This window comes from Aneurinibacillus aneurinilyticus ATCC 12856 (assembly GCF_000466385.1).
Taxonomy (GTDB): Bacteria; Bacillota; Bacilli; order Aneurinibacillales; family Aneurinibacillaceae; genus Aneurinibacillus; species Aneurinibacillus aneurinilyticus.
The window spans coordinates 1-14,896 of record NZ_KE952671.1 but is presented as its reverse complement, the minus strand read 5'-3'; the positions used below and the strand labels follow the sequence as shown (position 1 = coordinate 14,896).

Here is a 14,896-nt window from a genome sequence, read left to right as displayed (position 1 = left end):
TTTCTTCCACCTTATGGATAATCAACAGGTGTGACGCAAAATCTCTTATTCTGATTACCGATACTATTTTTTTGATTTTTTATGGTCATTTAATCTAGTGCGCAGTTCAAACTCATAATATGTCAAATTAAAAATGTTTCCGATTAAATAAAAAACGACGCAACTAAAATATTGTACATAATAAAAAAACATATAAGCCGATATATAGAAAGATATATCGGCTTCAGGATTTAAATATTTGGTAAAATAATGTAGACTAGTGGGTTTGGCATAAATGATTCCCATAAAATAAATGATAATTCCCATGAATAAATAGGCAAATACCTCTCCTGTTCTGCCGATATTAAATGATCTTACAACACCAGAACCGTACAACAAATTTTTTCGAATTCTTTTTAGTTCTCCTATAATACCGGAACCGTCATTTTTTTTAAATCTATATAATGGCTGATAAGGCACACCAATAAGAAGCAGAAAAAGAAGATAAACAAACATATAGCTAGCATCAAAAGCACTCCGATAGTTATATGACTGCGAAAATCCACTTGTAAGAACAGTATTAGCAACGATTATTATATTAAAAAAAATCCATGCTATGTAACATATTGTGAATTTTTTGGTAATCCTGCTCTTTCTTTTGCGTTGATTAATCATCGCAATATACTGACGAATAACTGACAAACGCTCTGTTTCAGTTGCAGGAAATTTTTCATAGATTGGACAATCGCATGCAGGACATATGAGTTCATCTTCGCAACAAAAGAATTGGCATTTCTTGCATTTCATAAAACACATCACCTTCCCACTAAATGTATGGGTTGTTGAGAAACCTTTTAGAAAAGAAAAATTGGCAAAAGCCGCCGGATGAACGTCTCCGACGGCTGGCTTACATTACGACATCCCCATATACCGCATAAATCTTAAAGCGATTCTACTTTGACGGTAAATGCTCAAAGAGACCCAACATGCATAATCATAAAAATCTTTATAAACCATGGTCACTGTATTAACAGAAAACAATCCTGCTGATGCTGGTAGTCCTGCTAAACCACCACCAGCGAGACTCGCACCAATAGACACTACCGTATTAGCCGCAAAGTAACTCATTTCATCATCGTAGTCTTCTAATGCCAGAGACTCTGTTACCATATCAATTAACTCTCTTGCAGAATGCGCTTCGGTCATTTTATTTTTCACTAAATTGACGGTTGATTGCATAAGCGTTTTTCCATCTCTATACGTTGCCAAAATGTCTTGAGCACCGTTTATTTTTTTCCCAACATTTTCCAGAGTATCCTTAGCTACAGCTCCACTCCCTGTATTCATTAAACTAATTAAAGCAGTAGTACTTTTACGCATATCATTAGCCATTGCACCATTGGCTACTTTATTCAAATAAATTTCATAGGCTATTCTATCATCATTTGTAATCCATGCGCTAAAAGAACCGTCATTAGAATTTTGATCCACGGGCGAATTTGGCCCCGGCAGTTGGGAAAGGTCAATGAAATGGGATAAATACATGTATACGGTCTCCGACTCAAGATCAGTGGCATATCTGTCCCTTTTCATATTTTCGCCAGCGATGTACACAGCATATGAATATCGATTGCCAAATACTGACGCTTCTTCACGCGTAGATGCATTTCTTGAAAAAGGCGCCGTTGCGAGTTGAAGTGCCTGGCCATTGGTCAGCGGGTATTCTTCTATTTCTTCCATTCCCTCATAAAAACTTTCGTCTACTTCAGGAAAACTTAAAAAATCACCTAGTGATAAATCTAAAGGTTCTAACAATCCGTTAATATATGTTATTTCCATTATGATATCGGCTAACATTTTCCGGTCAAAATCATCTCCCAAAGGAGATTGTGAGGATGCTGCAGATGTATTTGCTGTTGAAGTTATGACGATTAATATAGTTAATATAATGCCTAACAATTTCTTTCCAAAAACATTCATTTTGCTACCTCCCTCCATCATAAAACAACAAATTTATGTTTAACGATTAGAATTCATTATTGCAATAAGTAAATTGAACTTATTTGTATATATGAAAGTAGTATAATAAATTCCGTTTATTACGTAAACAAAAATTAACTATTATGTAAAATAATCGTGAAAAAGTGAATGTATACAGAAGATTTATAAATTGTGAAAACAAGGCTTGGGTTATAGTTGATTTTATGTGAGGCGAATACGAAGAGCAACTTACCTATACCTTGCAAAATGAATATCTATATAGAAATCACTTGACGTAGTAACAAAAGTTCAGGTGATTGGAAGGAGGGATTCGGAAAAAAGAAGAGGATAGATACGCCCTGCGCTCCGGCAGAAAAAGGGCTAGTGTGTGTTTTTCCGACTGCTCCCGCCCACCGCCCCTCCTTTTTTCTTACCTCTCGCCACAAAAATGTGTCGATTTATCAAATCATCTGCATATATATGCAGATGTCGTTTCATACCAAAGAGGCTGGCTCATGATTTTTGAGACAGCCTCTGATTTTCTCCTTCTTCGCTTACCTCCTATCCTAATTCGCCGAAGATTGTCCCCATACGGTTTCGTCCTTCTTCCGCCTTTGCTATCATGTCGTCAAATAACTCTTGCACCGTCGGCACATCCTTAATAAGACCGATTACCTGCCCTGCCCAGCCATAGCCGTCTTCCTCGCTACCGTCATAAATGTATGCACGATTCGCCCGACCGCTAATCATCTCTTTTAAATCTTCGTAAGTCGCTCCTTTTTGCTCCCGTTCAATAATGCCGAGCGCATGAGCCGTCTTTAACACACGTCCAGGTGCGCCTAGCGTACGCTTGATAATAACAGTATCCGTTTCTTTACTGTCAACGATCGCCCGTTTATATGCTTCACTCGCGTGTACACATTCCTGTGTAGCGATAAACCTGGTACCCATCTCAATACCTTCTGCTCCAAGTGCAAGCGCTGCCAATAAACCACGACCGTCTCCGATTCCTCCGCTTGCCAGCACCGGAATCGATACGGATTCTACGACTCTGGGAATGAGTACCATCGTTCCGATATCTTCACGACCTAGGTGACCGCCGCCTTCTTGTCCGACAGCCATCACTGCGTCTGCGCCCAGTTCCTCCGCCTTTTGTGCCTGACGTACTCCAGCCACAAGTACAAGCGTACGAATATTCTCCTCTTTTATCCGTTCAAAAATTGGTTTCGGATTTCCTCCGGTAATGGAGATGACCGGCACTTTTTCCTCAATGGCTACATCCAATAGCTCCTCATACGGTCTGCCATGCTGTCCGATAGCAAAGTTCACGCCGAACGGCTTATCGGTCAACATGCGGACTTTGCGAATTTCTTCCCGTACCTTCTCCGGCGTGCCTAGCGTCATCGCCGTAATCTGTCCCAGTCCTCCAGCATTGGAAACCGCTGCAGCCAATTCTGCATACGCCAGATAGGCGAGACCCCCCTGAACGATCGGATACCGAATGCCGAAAATCTCTGTTACACGTGTTTTCATCTGGCCTCTCCCTCTCTTTTATTGAATTCTCTATGTAATATGTATTCGCGCCTAAACAGATAGATCCCTTTTTCTAATTTTTTAAAACAGTGCTAATAAAAAAACAAACAATAATTTATTTCCTGGGCAAGAGAATGATTTCAATTGGAAAAGCATTTTGATATACTCTATATGTTTGCAATGAATAACCGCACGCAACAGGCGGCATCACATATAGAAATGGGGATACTCATATGGATCAATCAAAAACCCCCCTGTTCACAGGACTGTTAGAACATGCCCGACGCAATCCAATTCCATTTCATATTCCAGGGCATAAAAAAGGCAGCGGAATGTTGCCAGAATTCCGCGATTTTATCGGACAGAATGCATTGTCCATCGATTTGATTAACATTGCTCCACTCGATGATCTACACCATCCGAAGGGCATGATTAAAGAGGCGCAGGACTTGGCAGCGGAAGCATTCGGAGCCGATTATACGTTCTTTTCTGTTCAAGGAACAAGCGGAGCAATTATGACGATGATAATGGCCGTAGTCGGACCAGGAGAAAAAATCATCATTCCGCGAAATGTACACAAATCCATTCTTTCAGCCATTATTTTTGCCGGAGCTATTCCGGTTTTCGTGCATCCGGTTATGGACTCTGATTTAGGAATTGCACACGGGATTACGACAGAGTCCGTGCAAAAGGCGCTCGAACAGCATCCGACAGCAAAAGCAGTACTCGTCATTAATCCGACTTACTTCGGTATTACCGCTAATCTGAAAGAAATTGTCGATTTGGTACATGGACACGGTATTCCAGTGCTTGTTGATGAAGCGCATGGCGTACATATCCACTTTCATGATGATATGCCGCTCTCCGCGATGCAAGCTGGTGCTGATATGGCCGCGACCAGCGTACACAAGCTGGGTGGTTCTATGACACAAAGTTCTGTCCTGAACGTACGTGAGGGTTTAGTCTCAGCTAATCGCGTTAAATCGGTTATAAGCATGCTGACAACTACATCCACCTCGTACCTGCTGCTAGCTTCTCTAGATGCGGCACGCCGTCAGTTAGTAGAACACGGTCAGGACATGATGAATAAGGTATTGGAGTTGGCGGCATATGCCCGGGATGAAATCAATAGTATTGCTGGGTTGCGCTGTGTCGGTCAAGAAATCCTCGGCAGTGCAGCGACATATGATATGGACCCTTCCAAGCTGATTATTCAAGTACGCGGCATCGGATTAACCGGACATCAAGTAGAAGTATGGCTACGTGATAAGTACAATATCGAAGTTGAGCTAAGCGACTTATATAACATTTTGTGCATCATCACACCAGGCGACTCCATCTTGACGGTAACAACACTCGTACAAGCGCTTCGGGAATTGGCTCGCATCCAGATGGGCAAAGATTCGATGAAACCTCTTGCGGTGCATTTGCCGAAGATCCCGGCTCTGTCCCTTTCGCCGCGTGAAGCGTTTTACTCTGAAACGGAAATTGTTCCCATCCGCGAGGCATCTGGACGGATTGTAGCTGAATTTATTATGGTTTATCCGCCAGGTATTCCTATTGTGCTCCCAGGCGAAGTGCTGACCCAAGATAACATCGACTATATTCTCACGAATCTTGAAGCCGGTCTTCCGGTACAAGGGCCGGAGGATGAATCCATTCAAACGATTAAAGTTATTAAACGTGCTCAGGCGATAAAGTGAAACTTCATGCAGTGGAGGAGTTCTTCACTTCCCACTGCGTGATCTTCATGGGCAGCTTATCCCCCACCTCAACGTCTGTGATTCCTCTATTTCTTGTGGCAGGGGCTTACTGCTCATGAAACCTCGACAAAATAAAATGAACCCCCCCTGTTTGCAGGGGGGGGTTCATTTTATTTATCTTCCTCACAAGACGGGCAGTCACAGGAAGATGCATAAAGCACCTCCACTTTTTCATGCTCATAATGCTCAATGATTTGATCGCAATGCTGACATACGATAGTTCCCACACTAGTCCCCTCCATTCAATATATCCATGTTATTTAAGGATGCTTATTCACTAATCACGGTCACAATATGTTATGTTATTAATATATTATGTCATACTAATAACGTCAATAGGTTTTCTTAAAAAGCGGCATTTATACAATAAAAAGACCTCCAGGAAAAATCCAGGAGGTCTGGTTGCACATTTTATTTACGTATAGGTTTATATTGGTCCTTATAAGCAGACGCTAATATTGTGGCAAGCCATGATGAGTATGCGGAAGTTGACCTTGTAGGAACGTGGAAAGTTCACGTGCCTCCTCATCTTCATTAATGGCAAATTTCTTCAATACGTCGATGTTTTTAGCGTCTTCTGCACAAAGCAAAGAAGAACGTCCTGTCTGCATGCAAATTACCAGAGGCTTTCCAAAAAATTGATTCGTATAAACAAGCCCGAAATCGTAGCGGGCATTCTCGGATGCAAAGCCGACAAAATTTACCTTCGTCGTCTCTGATGTGTCATAAAGGCGCTCGAACATATTTTTAGAAACCTCCTTTTAATTTGCTTGAATTTACTCCCTTTTTTCTATTTTATCAAAAAAACTAATATTGGCAATATAAGTTGAAAAAACAGGAGAATAGACATATATTCCCGTCCATAGGGGAACCTCCCTATTTTTCATAAAAAGACGGGATAAAATCAAGAAATACTAAGGTTTTTAGGAGCTAAAAATCACAAATTCTTCACTTCACTTCTGGAATTTCCTGTGCGACAATTTCAGTGTAATCACTTACCTTATAGAGAATTCAGGAAGAGAAAATTAAGGGGTGTAAGCCATGAACAAGCGCATGCTAGCACAAGTTACAATTCTTGTTCTATTTTTTATTGTACCTTTGCTCGACATTTTTAGGATCGATTTAACGCATTTGCACTTTTATGTTTTAACAAAAAGCTTTTCCTTTAATGATGGATATATCCTGCTGCTAACCATTCTGGTGCTCGTATTTGCCTTTGTATCCATCTCCCAATGGTTCGGACGTCAGTTTTGTGGGTGGATGTGTCCACACAATACGTTTTCTGGATATTTGACTAAAATTACACATTCTAAGACATTACGTGACAACGCTGGTTTACGCAATGCCATTGATATCGGATTGTCACTTATCTTTTCTCCAATTATCGCTTTTAGCATGATTGCATACTTTTACAATCCAAAAGACCTATTCAAAGAAATCATGACACTGGACACGAACGCATGGTCATTCTGGGCATATATACTAACAACCGTTTTCTTCTTCATCATGGTTAACCGGTTGCGTCACAAATTCTGCCGCAGTGCTTGTCCATACGGTATGCTGCAAATGATTTTATCCGACAAAAATTCCCGTACCGGGGGCGTAAAAAATATGTTCCGCGGTGCTGGTCTTGTTCTTACGATATTGATGACGGTTATGACCTCTATTCTTCTGTTTGCTATCTTTACCAGCACTGGATTTGCGGTCAGCATCGGGAAGGACCTGCAAGGGATACCAGCAGAAAACCGTCTTATCTATACGTACAATCTTCAGGTTGAAAACTTAAAGGACAAACCCGCAACCTTCAAATTCGAATACAAAAATGTTCCGGAAAGTTGGGATGTGTCGCTTCCATCTGAAGTTAAAGCAGAACCAAACTCCGTAGCAATGGTGAACCTGCTCTTCCGCATCGACGAGGAAAGCCTTGGGAAAAACTCGACAATTACCATCGTAATCATAAATGAAGACGGGAAAAAAATTGAACGTGAAATCAGCATCTTTCCCATAAAAAAATAATGATATAACCTTACAAGCGTCTTCTCTTTCCGGACGCTTGTTTCTTTTACGCTTTAACCCTTTCAAGTGAAAAAGGAACGAGGGCTAAAAAAATCCCTCGTTCCTTCTTGAGCGGTTTACATAGTTTACATGGTAGCCATACGTCGAGCTTTATCCTCACTCTCACGCAGCCAATGAATTTTGTCAGGGCCGTGCAGTTCTTCCGCCAGAAAATCTAAACATTCGAAAAAAAGCGCAGACACATTACGCCCATAACGCACTTCCATGCTTTCGAGCGCCCGTGTAATACGAAACACCTCTGGTGCCTGTACTTCACTTTCTTCAACAATATTTCTTCCTTTGTCTGTTAGGTATACGTTGACCACCCGGCCATCCTTGTCACTCTTCTCAATGGTAACAAGACCCTTCTCCATCATCTTCTTCACGTGAATAACGACTGATGATGGGTGCCAGAACGTCCATTCTGCAATTTGTGTTACGCGTACACCTTCATAACAATACACAATCCATAAAATATTCAGTTGGACTGCCGAATCAAGCTCCAACCTCCGCGCTGCCGTCTCCCAATCTTCTTTGTTGATTACAAAAATCGCTCGTAACGTATTAAGCACTTCTTGCAAATCATGTGACTGGTTTTGGGAATCCATAATCAATCTCTCCTTCGCCTCCCGGAATTACAGTATATCGAAAATTATTTTATCTACTATACAATAGTATATTTTTCTAAAAATTTAGTCAACAGTAGAATTATGGCTATCTTATGGAATTTCGTCTTGTTTGACAGTTGCCAAAGACTGGAGGCGATGCTAAACTCAAAAGTAGGATGTCTTGAGAACCCGGGGTAGGAGTGAGAAGAGTGAGCAGAAGTGCCTACATAAAATTCGTTGAAGGTTCAACTACAAAACAAGTAACGTTAGATGAAGTCAAACAACAATTCAAGCGCTACACGGAAATGACCTCCAAGACTGGGCAGCAGTTAGACTGGAATTATGCCCATTCCGCTTTTCCATACACGATGGAAGAGAGGTCGGAAGCCAAGGGACAATGGTTCTATCTGAAAGGAACGGATGAGAAGCTATATCGTTACATTCTTGTCGGAGTCGGTTCGCGTCAAGTAGAGAAACAAATAAAACAGCCGAATCCGGAGAACGAAGAACAGACCAACATCGTACCAACAACCGAAGAAGAAAACTATATCCAAATTACACTGTCACCGGAATCCACACATGGAGATAAAGGTAAAGCCAATGAATTTTGCAAATATCTTGCTAAAGAATACAAAGCAGAATTGCATCTTTTTAATGGCCGTATCATGTACTATAATCCACGCAAATAAAAATCGTCAATAATATATGAAACAGAAGAAGGCGGGCGCATTGCTCGCTTCTTTTTTTCTCCAATGAATCCAAACAGTCGCTTTATATCACTCCGGGCGGACCGAAAAAAACATCCGGGCGCTTTTTTATTTATTAAAAAAGAAGCGCAGAATTGTTCTGCCCTTCTCTTCTGTCCTATCCCGCAAAGGGAAGGATTTGCTCGGATCGTTTCAGCGAATAATACCGACCGTCTACCATACGCACTCCTAATTCTACACAATACCGTCGAGTACTCTCAATTCCATACAATAGCCAGTTTGCCGCCTGAAAATTAATGTCAAAATCGACATACGTATCAAGGCCATCATTCTTAATCATTCGCTCTGTAACATCGTATAGACGGATTACAAACGGCAATTCTGAAACTGGAATTGCAAATCGTTGCTCGATAGCCTCCTTATGACGTTGATCAATCTCCCAGGACGCTGTGAGTGACTGTGTATCATTCCATGCGACACGTATATTCGGTCCTTCTACGTCAGTCTTCGAGGTACGCCTCTTAGGCTTCGCTTTCATCCGCTGCTCTCGTTCCTTTCTTTAGTGAAATTGTATGCAGTTCCTACCGACATCCTGTAGTATACCCTGATTATAGCATCTTTTTACATGAATATGAATAGAGGATCATCTGAAAATGCTACCGGGAGTGGATAGTATTCTCGCCTACGACTTGATAATCTCCATTCCCGCCCAGCTTCATAATCAACTGAACTTTATAATCACCAGTTTCTTTAAACTGCATTCCTTTTACATTATGCGTGTATAAAAAAGCGGTGCCATTACGCACAGTAGAATAACTCTGAGGATAGCTTACATATTCCTCTGAACCAGAAGGATTGCGAATAACAATTTTAAAAACGAGAGAATCCGACTTCGGAGCATTATCCACATCAATAAAAATGTCAAACGAAGCTTTGCTGCCCTTATCTATAACCATAAATGGAGAAACAATCCGATAATTTTTCTTGCTCGTTTCCTCAATCGCAGATGCGACAATCATATTAACGTTCGGTTTGTTTACGATCGTCTTTCCGCTCTCTTCATCTGCTATAACAAATGCACCAAGCTTTTCTGCTATGCTTCGTAGCGGAACAACGGTCGTACCATCCATCACAATAGGTGGAGGGTTGTTACTCTGCAGCGGGTTTCCATTGAGTTCGACGGATGCTACGGGATATTTTCCACGGTAGGTATCGCCTGATGCCATAGCTACCCCGGAAAGCAACAGCGATGTTAGCAGGATGAGTACTTTCCGCTTCATTTTTCTACCTCTTTTCCGATTCTTTAGCTTTATTACTTATACGCACTTTAGCACTGTTTGTTTTCCTTTTCAGGCTTTTTTTGTACAGGCTGGTATTCCTCCCTTTTTCATGTTTTGTCTGCATGCATCACCACCAGGTTCTACAAAGAAACAAGTTCCGTGTTATCGGAACTTGTTCGTATAGGTAAGGCATATTATCCTGCCTGTTCGCTATTCTGCTGATCACTCAATTGCCGCTCGCGTTCTGCTTCCTCTTCATCTCGCAGCCTATGTGCCATCCTGCTCGAAGCGGATGCCGCAATGCTTGCAACCAAATCATCAAGAAACGTATGAATACCACTTCCCCTTTTCGTATCCAGTCGCTTAATAATACCAATTTTGTGTTTATCTAAATGACCAAACGTTGTTACCGCAATGCTTCCGTAACCGAATACGGAGCCTAGTGCGAGCGTTTCGTCGCAGCCGAACAGCCCTTCATCGCTTTCAACAATGGATTGCAAAGGCTCTGTCAGCATTTTCTTCTCCGCCAGAATGTCAAGTTCCGTACCGACTAGAATCGCATGTTGAATTTCCCTTTTTTCAAGGACAGCATGAACGCTCTCAACACAGGAAGACATCTTTAATCCTACATTATAGGGAGCCTGCATCAAATATACTACTTCGGCGATGTCTTCAATAGTGACACCCCGTTCAGTAAGACGCTGCAGTGCGGCGGTTTTCACTTCTTTGCTGTGAACTTGTCTTTTCATCTTTACTTATCCCCTTCCCCAACCGATAACACTACAAAAAAGAAAGATATGATCCATCATATCACAACTTACCCTTAGTCTTGGAACAATTTTCCCATTTTGAAGATGGCATGAAAAAATTCGACTGTAATTATGTATATGCTTTCCTCTCAATTATTGATAAAAAAACCGACCTATGGCCGGTTTTTCCCCTCAGATTTCCGTTCTTCCCTAGCAGAAACAAGCTCCCCGGATTCGTTCCAATCCGTACCGGAATGAAATCGGTTTAAAATGACCGCTATCAGATAACTGGCACCGAAAAGCAGGAGAAGAGAAAGCAAAGATAGAATAACGATATAGAAAATTGCCATTTTCAATCCCTCCTTATATCTTAACTAGATATAAGATGTACACGCATTGCAAAAAATATACTGGGGCTAGGAAACAAAGCTCAAATAGCGAAAAGTGGAGATGAAACAAATGTCTACATATACGATCAAACGAGTACAGAATGAAACAGAAAAAAACGAGCGCTCGGTGTACGGCGTTGTGTATTTATCGAAGAGCAAAACGTACCTGAGAATATAGAAATAGATGTGCATGATAATGAACATACAGCTACCATACATGTACTTGCACTAGACGAACAAGGCGAAGCCGTAGGCTCGGGCCGATTGCGTGAATATGAACCTGGCATCGGAAAAATCGAACGTGTCGCCGTACTGTCTTCATGCCGCAGCCATGGCTTAGGACGCTTACTTATGGAGAAACTGGAAGCCGAAGCGGTGGAAAACGGATACCGTACGGTAAAGCTGAATGCGCAACTACAAGCCCAGCCTTTCTACGAACGGCTCGGTTATAAACCGGAAGGCAATACATTTATGGATGCAGGAATCGAGCACATTGCAATGATAAAAACAGTATAGCCTGCCAAGTTTACTTTGCGCCACTTAATTCACGAAGGTGATGCACGGTTTCCATTGTTACGGTGTATGCTCCTAAGTCAGCATGAAATATCTCGGTTCCACGCATACCATGGAAGTCAGAGCCGGCCGTTTTCACCAGATGGTATTCGTCTGCTAATGCTTCATATAATCTTGTGTCCTCTTCATCATTATCAGGATGGTACACTTCGATCCCCTGCAAACCATGCTTGATTAGCTTCCTTACCATTTCCGGATTTTTATATAGTCCGGGATGGGCCAGTACGGCTACACCGCCCGCCTCCTGAATAATATCAATCGCCTCCTCAGGAGAGATACGTGGCGGGTTAACATAGGCAGCACCCGTAGAGCCCAAGTATTTGTCAAATGCTTCTTTCATGGAAGTAACTACGCCCTTCTCCATTAATACTTCCGCCATATGTGGCCGGCCGATATTGCCGGCCTTTTCTTTTTTGCGGCGTTCCACTTCTTCCATTGTGATGCTAATGCCCAATTCATTCAGTTTCTCAATCATCATCCGGTTCCTCTTACCGCGAACTTCACGCAACTCCTCTAATCGCTGTAAAAATGCACAATTATTTATATCCATGTAATAACCGAGTACATGGACATCTTTACCGGAATATACCGAGCTAATTTCCACGCCTGGTACAATCTCAATTCCTTGCCGCTTCCCTTCTTCTAAAGCTGAAGCAAGTGCTGCTATCGTGTCATGATCTGTGATGCCAAGCGCAGCAAGTCCATTTGCTTTGGCTCTTTCAATTGATTGCCGGACACTGTATGTCCCGTCCGATGCTGTTGTATGAGAGTGCAAGTCGGCTTTATTCATATTTCGTCACCTCGTCCGTTTTATTTTTGACGCTTTATAGACAAAAAGACGGTATGCCGCAGCATCCGTCCCTATACATTTGACTTGATGAATCAATTCAAATTTTTTATCCCATAATATTATATCCCGCATCGACATGAATTACTTCACCCGTAATCCCCCGAGATAGATGGCTGAACAAGAAAAGTGCAGTATCGCCCACTTCCCGCTGATCTACCATCCGACCCAATGGTGCCTTTTCTGGCACGCCTTTTGTCAAGTCAGTAAAATTCCGGATACCTTTTGCTGCTAGCGTACGAATTGGACCTGCTGAAATTGCATTAACGCGAATGTTATTTCGACCAAGATCAGCGGCAAGATAACGAACGCTCGCTTCTAGAGCCGCTTTTGCCACTCCCATTACATTATAGTTCGGGATAACACGCTCTCCACCCAAATATGTCAACGTAACAATGCTCCCGCCTTCCGTCATCAATTCGTGGGCCGCATTCGTAACGGAGACGAGCGAATAAGCGCTAATGTCGTGTGCAAGTGCAAATCCATCACGTGATGTGGCGACAAATGCCCCTTCCAGATCTTCTGATTTCGCATAGGCAATGCAATGTGCAACACCATGTAACACACCAACTTCTTCTTTTAAAGTGACGAACGCCTGTTTAACATCCTCATCGTTCGTAACATCGCATGGAATTAGAATCGTTCGCTTCTGCCCAAGTGAAGAGGCCAGCTCCTCTACACTGGCTTTCAGTCGTTCGCCCTGATATGTAAACATCAGGTTCGCACCCGCTTCATGGAGTGATTGTGCAATGCCCCAGGCAATGCTTCGTTTATTGGCTACACCCATTACCAGAATATTTTTGTCTTTCAACATCTCCATCGGGATATTTCCTCCTGTTTGTCATGAGAATTTATCATAAATGTACAAATATATAGCGAATAAAACTTTTTTCCAATAATAAATGGAAAAAATTCGCATTGTACTGGCATAATAAATATTCAAGGACGATATACTAAAAAATAATAAAGTAAGACACCTATCAGCGTGGTTTTGTCTATATTGGTTCAGGGTAAGCAAAAAGTAATCGTTTGTCATTTGCATAATCCGCCATGGTGAAGGGGGAGCAAAAAAGTGATGTGTGTATATATGGAACATAACGATATGTCACTGACGAGTCAACTGGAGTCCTTACAGCAGGAGATTACCCAATTGCGGGAAATTATGTATAAACTTGCAAAAGAAAAAAAGAGTCTTTCTCATCCCGATGTAGTGGAAATTAGCCAGCAACTTGATGCCAAGCTGAATCTGCATCACCAATTTTTCCATTCCCATTGAAGGAAATACAAGGCCTATCCTACTACAAAAACGGCAGGATAAGGGACACTACAAGAGAGATTACAATAATAATTGAAATCACCATGTATGCTTTTCTCATATACTTTATGACTCACTCCTCCACACTTCCAAATTTCCAACAACAATATAAAAATACCATGTTCTTCATGTGATTTCAACGCGGGAAAAGCCAGGCTTTGCCCGCTTTTATTGCTTTGACAAAATCCGTAAAAACAAACGTCCCTTATTCGCCAGACTTATTATAAATCTAAGGAATAAGAGACGTTCGCGTCCACTGTACTGTCTTAGCTCACATGATGTTCAATTCGAAGTTTGTCAGCCACCATGGCAATGAACTCCGAGTTGGTCGGCTTCGCTTTGCTGTTGCTCACTGTATAGCCGAATAGCTTGCCAATGGAATCCATGTTACCCCTGCTCCAGGCGACCTCAATCGCATGGCGAATCGCCCGCTCTACCCTGCTGGCGGTTGTATTGAATTTTTTCGCGATTTCAGGATATAGAATTTTGGTAATAGAGCCGAGCAACTCCATATCGTTGTATACCATCGTGATTGCTTCACGTAAATATAAATAGCCTTTGATGTGTGCAGGTACCCCGATCTCATGAATAATATTTGTAATGTTCTGGTCCAGATTCTTACCTTTAGAAGGCAATGCGGTCGTTCGCAAATTATGATGGACGGTCGAGGTTAATCCTGCAACCTGTCGCAGACGATTTGCCAGAACCTCCATATCAAACGGTTTCAGGATATAATACGATGCGCCAAGCTCCACGGCCTTCTTCGTAATTTCCTCCTGCCCAAATGCTGTCAACATAATAACCTTAGGCATAGGTGTCAGCTTCATACCACGGATTTGTTCGAGCACTGCCAGCCCATCCAGATGCGGCATTACAATGTCAAGAATTAACACATCAGGCAATGTATGATTTAACAAGTTTAGCACATCATTCCCGTTAAATGCGACACCCACCACTTCAATGTCATCCTGGTCGTTCAGATACTCCTGAAGCAATTCTGTAAATTCTCTGTTGTCATCCGCAAGAATAACTCGAATGTTCTTCAAAATGGCTTCGCCCCTTCTGCACTACTATTTTTAGTATATTTTATCACGCCTGTTGATTATCCATAAGGTGGA

General features: G+C 42.0%; 18 protein-coding genes. 5 read left to right on the top strand and 13 right to left on the bottom strand.

Annotated elements, in window-relative coordinates; all coding sequences use genetic code 11:
* Positions 1-63: 63 nt before the first annotated feature.
* From HMPREF0083_RS01660 to HMPREF0083_RS01650, 3 genes are all read right to left on the bottom strand, one after another.
* A complete protein-coding gene (locus HMPREF0083_RS01660) occupies positions 64-786 on the bottom strand; it encodes a hypothetical protein (protein ID WP_021619200.1) in 723 nt (240 codons plus the stop codon).
* Between the two features lie 105 nt (positions 787-891).
* On the bottom strand, positions 892-1,959 hold the full coding sequence (locus HMPREF0083_RS01655; protein ID WP_040301136.1) for a hypothetical protein: 1,068 nt from the start codon (positions 1,957-1,959) through the stop codon (positions 892-894).
* Positions 1,960-2,520: 561 nt separating this feature from the next.
* A complete protein-coding gene (locus HMPREF0083_RS01650) occupies positions 2,521-3,492 on the bottom strand; it encodes an NAD(P)H-dependent flavin oxidoreductase (protein WP_021619198.1) in 972 nt (323 codons plus the stop codon).
* Between the two features lie 233 nt (positions 3,493-3,725).
* On the opposite strand from HMPREF0083_RS01650, the gene HMPREF0083_RS01645 reads away from it, so the two are divergent.
* Positions 3,726-5,195, top strand: coding sequence for an aminotransferase class I/II-fold pyridoxal phosphate-dependent enzyme (locus HMPREF0083_RS01645; protein ID WP_021619197.1), 1,470 nt, complete (start codon positions 3,726-3,728; stop codon positions 5,193-5,195).
* Positions 5,196-5,365: 170 nt separating this feature from the next.
* On the opposite strand, the gene HMPREF0083_RS26880 is transcribed toward HMPREF0083_RS01645, so the two are convergent.
* Positions 5,366-5,482 carry a GapA-binding peptide SR1P gene (locus tag HMPREF0083_RS26880; RefSeq protein ID WP_021619196.1) on the bottom strand — a complete coding sequence of 39 codons (117 nt, stop codon included), beginning with the start codon at positions 5,480-5,482 and terminating at the stop codon, positions 5,366-5,368.
* Positions 5,483-5,707: 225 nt separating this feature from the next.
* The gene (locus HMPREF0083_RS01640) at positions 5,708-5,998 is read right to left on the bottom strand and encodes a DUF3055 domain-containing protein (RefSeq protein WP_021619195.1); all 291 of its coding nucleotides are present in this window, start codon (positions 5,996-5,998) and stop codon (positions 5,708-5,710) included.
* A 298-nt stretch (positions 5,999-6,296) separates the two neighbouring features.
* Between HMPREF0083_RS01640 and HMPREF0083_RS01635 the strand changes: the two genes are divergently transcribed.
* Complete coding sequence (locus HMPREF0083_RS01635; RefSeq protein ID WP_021619194.1) at positions 6,297-7,271, top strand: 4Fe-4S binding protein; 975 nt, start codon at positions 6,297-6,299, stop codon at positions 7,269-7,271.
* 125 nt (positions 7,272-7,396) lie between these two features.
* On the opposite strand, the gene HMPREF0083_RS01630 is transcribed toward HMPREF0083_RS01635, so the two are convergent.
* A complete protein-coding gene (locus tag HMPREF0083_RS01630; protein ID WP_021619193.1) occupies positions 7,397-7,918 on the bottom strand; it encodes a MarR family winged helix-turn-helix transcriptional regulator in 522 nt (173 codons plus the stop codon).
* A 209-nt stretch (positions 7,919-8,127) separates the two neighbouring features.
* On the opposite strand from HMPREF0083_RS01630, the gene HMPREF0083_RS01625 reads away from it, so the two are divergent.
* On the top strand, positions 8,128-8,607 hold the full coding sequence (locus tag HMPREF0083_RS01625) for a DUF1885 family protein (RefSeq protein ID WP_021619192.1): 480 nt from the start codon (positions 8,128-8,130) through the stop codon (positions 8,605-8,607).
* Positions 8,608-8,782: 175 nt separating this feature from the next.
* Here the strand turns inward: HMPREF0083_RS01625 and HMPREF0083_RS01620 are convergent, their stop codons facing one another.
* The 4 genes from HMPREF0083_RS01620 to HMPREF0083_RS27770 form a co-directional block, all read right to left on the bottom strand.
* On the bottom strand, positions 8,783-9,163 hold the full coding sequence (locus HMPREF0083_RS01620) for a DUF4912 domain-containing protein (protein ID WP_021619191.1): 381 nt from the start codon (positions 9,161-9,163) through the stop codon (positions 8,783-8,785).
* Between the two features lie 118 nt (positions 9,164-9,281).
* Positions 9,282-9,905, bottom strand: coding sequence for a stalk domain-containing protein (locus HMPREF0083_RS01615; RefSeq protein ID WP_021619190.1), 624 nt, complete (start codon positions 9,903-9,905; stop codon positions 9,282-9,284).
* A 194-nt stretch (positions 9,906-10,099) separates the two neighbouring features.
* Positions 10,100-10,654 (bottom strand): phosphatidylglycerophosphatase A family protein, encoded by a 555-nt coding sequence (locus HMPREF0083_RS01610; RefSeq protein WP_021619188.1) that lies wholly within the window; start codon positions 10,652-10,654, stop codon positions 10,100-10,102.
* A 173-nt stretch (positions 10,655-10,827) separates the two neighbouring features.
* A complete protein-coding gene (locus tag HMPREF0083_RS27770) occupies positions 10,828-11,004 on the bottom strand; it encodes a hypothetical protein (protein WP_021619187.1) in 177 nt (58 codons plus the stop codon).
* Between the two features lie 225 nt (positions 11,005-11,229).
* Between HMPREF0083_RS27770 and HMPREF0083_RS01605 the strand changes: the two genes are divergently transcribed.
* Complete coding sequence (locus HMPREF0083_RS01605; RefSeq protein ID WP_021619186.1) at positions 11,230-11,559, top strand: GNAT family N-acetyltransferase; 330 nt, start codon at positions 11,230-11,232, stop codon at positions 11,557-11,559.
* Between the two features lie 10 nt (positions 11,560-11,569).
* Here HMPREF0083_RS01605 and HMPREF0083_RS01600 read toward each other — a convergent pair whose 3' ends face one another.
* The gene (locus tag HMPREF0083_RS01600) at positions 11,570-12,406 is read right to left on the bottom strand and encodes a PHP domain-containing protein (RefSeq protein WP_021619185.1); all 837 of its coding nucleotides are present in this window, start codon (positions 12,404-12,406) and stop codon (positions 11,570-11,572) included.
* Between the two features lie 106 nt (positions 12,407-12,512).
* Complete coding sequence (gene fabI, locus HMPREF0083_RS01595; RefSeq protein ID WP_021619183.1) at positions 12,513-13,283, bottom strand: enoyl-ACP reductase FabI; 771 nt, start codon at positions 13,281-13,283, stop codon at positions 12,513-12,515.
* Positions 13,284-13,538: 255 nt separating this feature from the next.
* Here fabI and HMPREF0083_RS01590 point away from each other — a divergent pair, with 255 nt between their 5' ends.
* Positions 13,539-13,739 carry an aspartyl-phosphate phosphatase Spo0E family protein gene (locus HMPREF0083_RS01590; protein WP_040301135.1) on the top strand — a complete coding sequence of 67 codons (201 nt, stop codon included), beginning with the start codon at positions 13,539-13,541 and terminating at the stop codon, positions 13,737-13,739.
* Positions 13,740-14,044: 305 nt separating this feature from the next.
* On the opposite strand, the gene spo0A is transcribed toward HMPREF0083_RS01590, so the two are convergent.
* Positions 14,045-14,824 (bottom strand): sporulation transcription factor Spo0A, encoded by a 780-nt coding sequence (gene spo0A, locus HMPREF0083_RS01585; protein ID WP_021619181.1) that lies wholly within the window; start codon positions 14,822-14,824, stop codon positions 14,045-14,047.
* Positions 14,825-14,896 lie beyond the last annotated feature (72 nt).

Excerpts from the sequence above, each read along its gene's own strand:
- HMPREF0083_RS01620 (WP_021619191.1), bottom strand. The coding sequence starts at position 9,163 with ATGAAAGCGAAGCCTAAGAGGCGTACCTCGAAGACTGACGTAGAAGGA.
- HMPREF0083_RS01640 (WP_021619195.1), bottom strand. The coding sequence starts at position 5,998 with ATGTTCGAGCGCCTTTATGACACATCAGAGACGACGAAGGTAAATTTT.
- HMPREF0083_RS01615 (WP_021619190.1), bottom strand. The coding sequence starts at position 9,905 with ATGAAGCGGAAAGTACTCATCCTGCTAACATCGCTGTTGCTTTCCGGG.
- HMPREF0083_RS01590 (WP_040301135.1), top strand. The coding sequence starts at position 13,539 with ATGTGTGTATATATGGAACATAACGATATGTCACTGACGAGTCAACTG.
- HMPREF0083_RS01650 (WP_021619198.1), bottom strand. The coding sequence starts at position 3,492 with ATGAAAACACGTGTAACAGAGATTTTCGGCATTCGGTATCCGATCGTT.
- HMPREF0083_RS01660 (WP_021619200.1), bottom strand. The coding sequence starts at position 786 with ATGAAATGCAAGAAATGCCAATTCTTTTGTTGCGAAGATGAACTCATA.
- HMPREF0083_RS01655 (WP_040301136.1), bottom strand. The coding sequence starts at position 1,959 with ATGAATGTTTTTGGAAAGAAATTGTTAGGCATTATATTAACTATATTA.
- HMPREF0083_RS01630 (WP_021619193.1), bottom strand. The coding sequence starts at position 7,918 with ATGGATTCCCAAAACCAGTCACATGATTTGCAAGAAGTGCTTAATACG.
- fabI (WP_021619183.1), bottom strand. The coding sequence starts at position 13,283 with ATGGAGATGTTGAAAGACAAAAATATTCTGGTAATGGGTGTAGCCAAT.
- HMPREF0083_RS01635 (WP_021619194.1), top strand. The coding sequence starts at position 6,297 with ATGAACAAGCGCATGCTAGCACAAGTTACAATTCTTGTTCTATTTTTT.
- HMPREF0083_RS27770 (WP_021619187.1), bottom strand. The coding sequence starts at position 11,004 with ATGGCAATTTTCTATATCGTTATTCTATCTTTGCTTTCTCTTCTCCTG.
- HMPREF0083_RS01600 (WP_021619185.1), bottom strand. The coding sequence starts at position 12,406 with ATGAATAAAGCCGACTTGCACTCTCATACAACAGCATCGGACGGGACA.
- HMPREF0083_RS01645 (WP_021619197.1), top strand. The coding sequence starts at position 3,726 with ATGGATCAATCAAAAACCCCCCTGTTCACAGGACTGTTAGAACATGCC.
- HMPREF0083_RS01610 (WP_021619188.1), bottom strand. The coding sequence starts at position 10,654 with ATGAAAAGACAAGTTCACAGCAAAGAAGTGAAAACCGCCGCACTGCAG.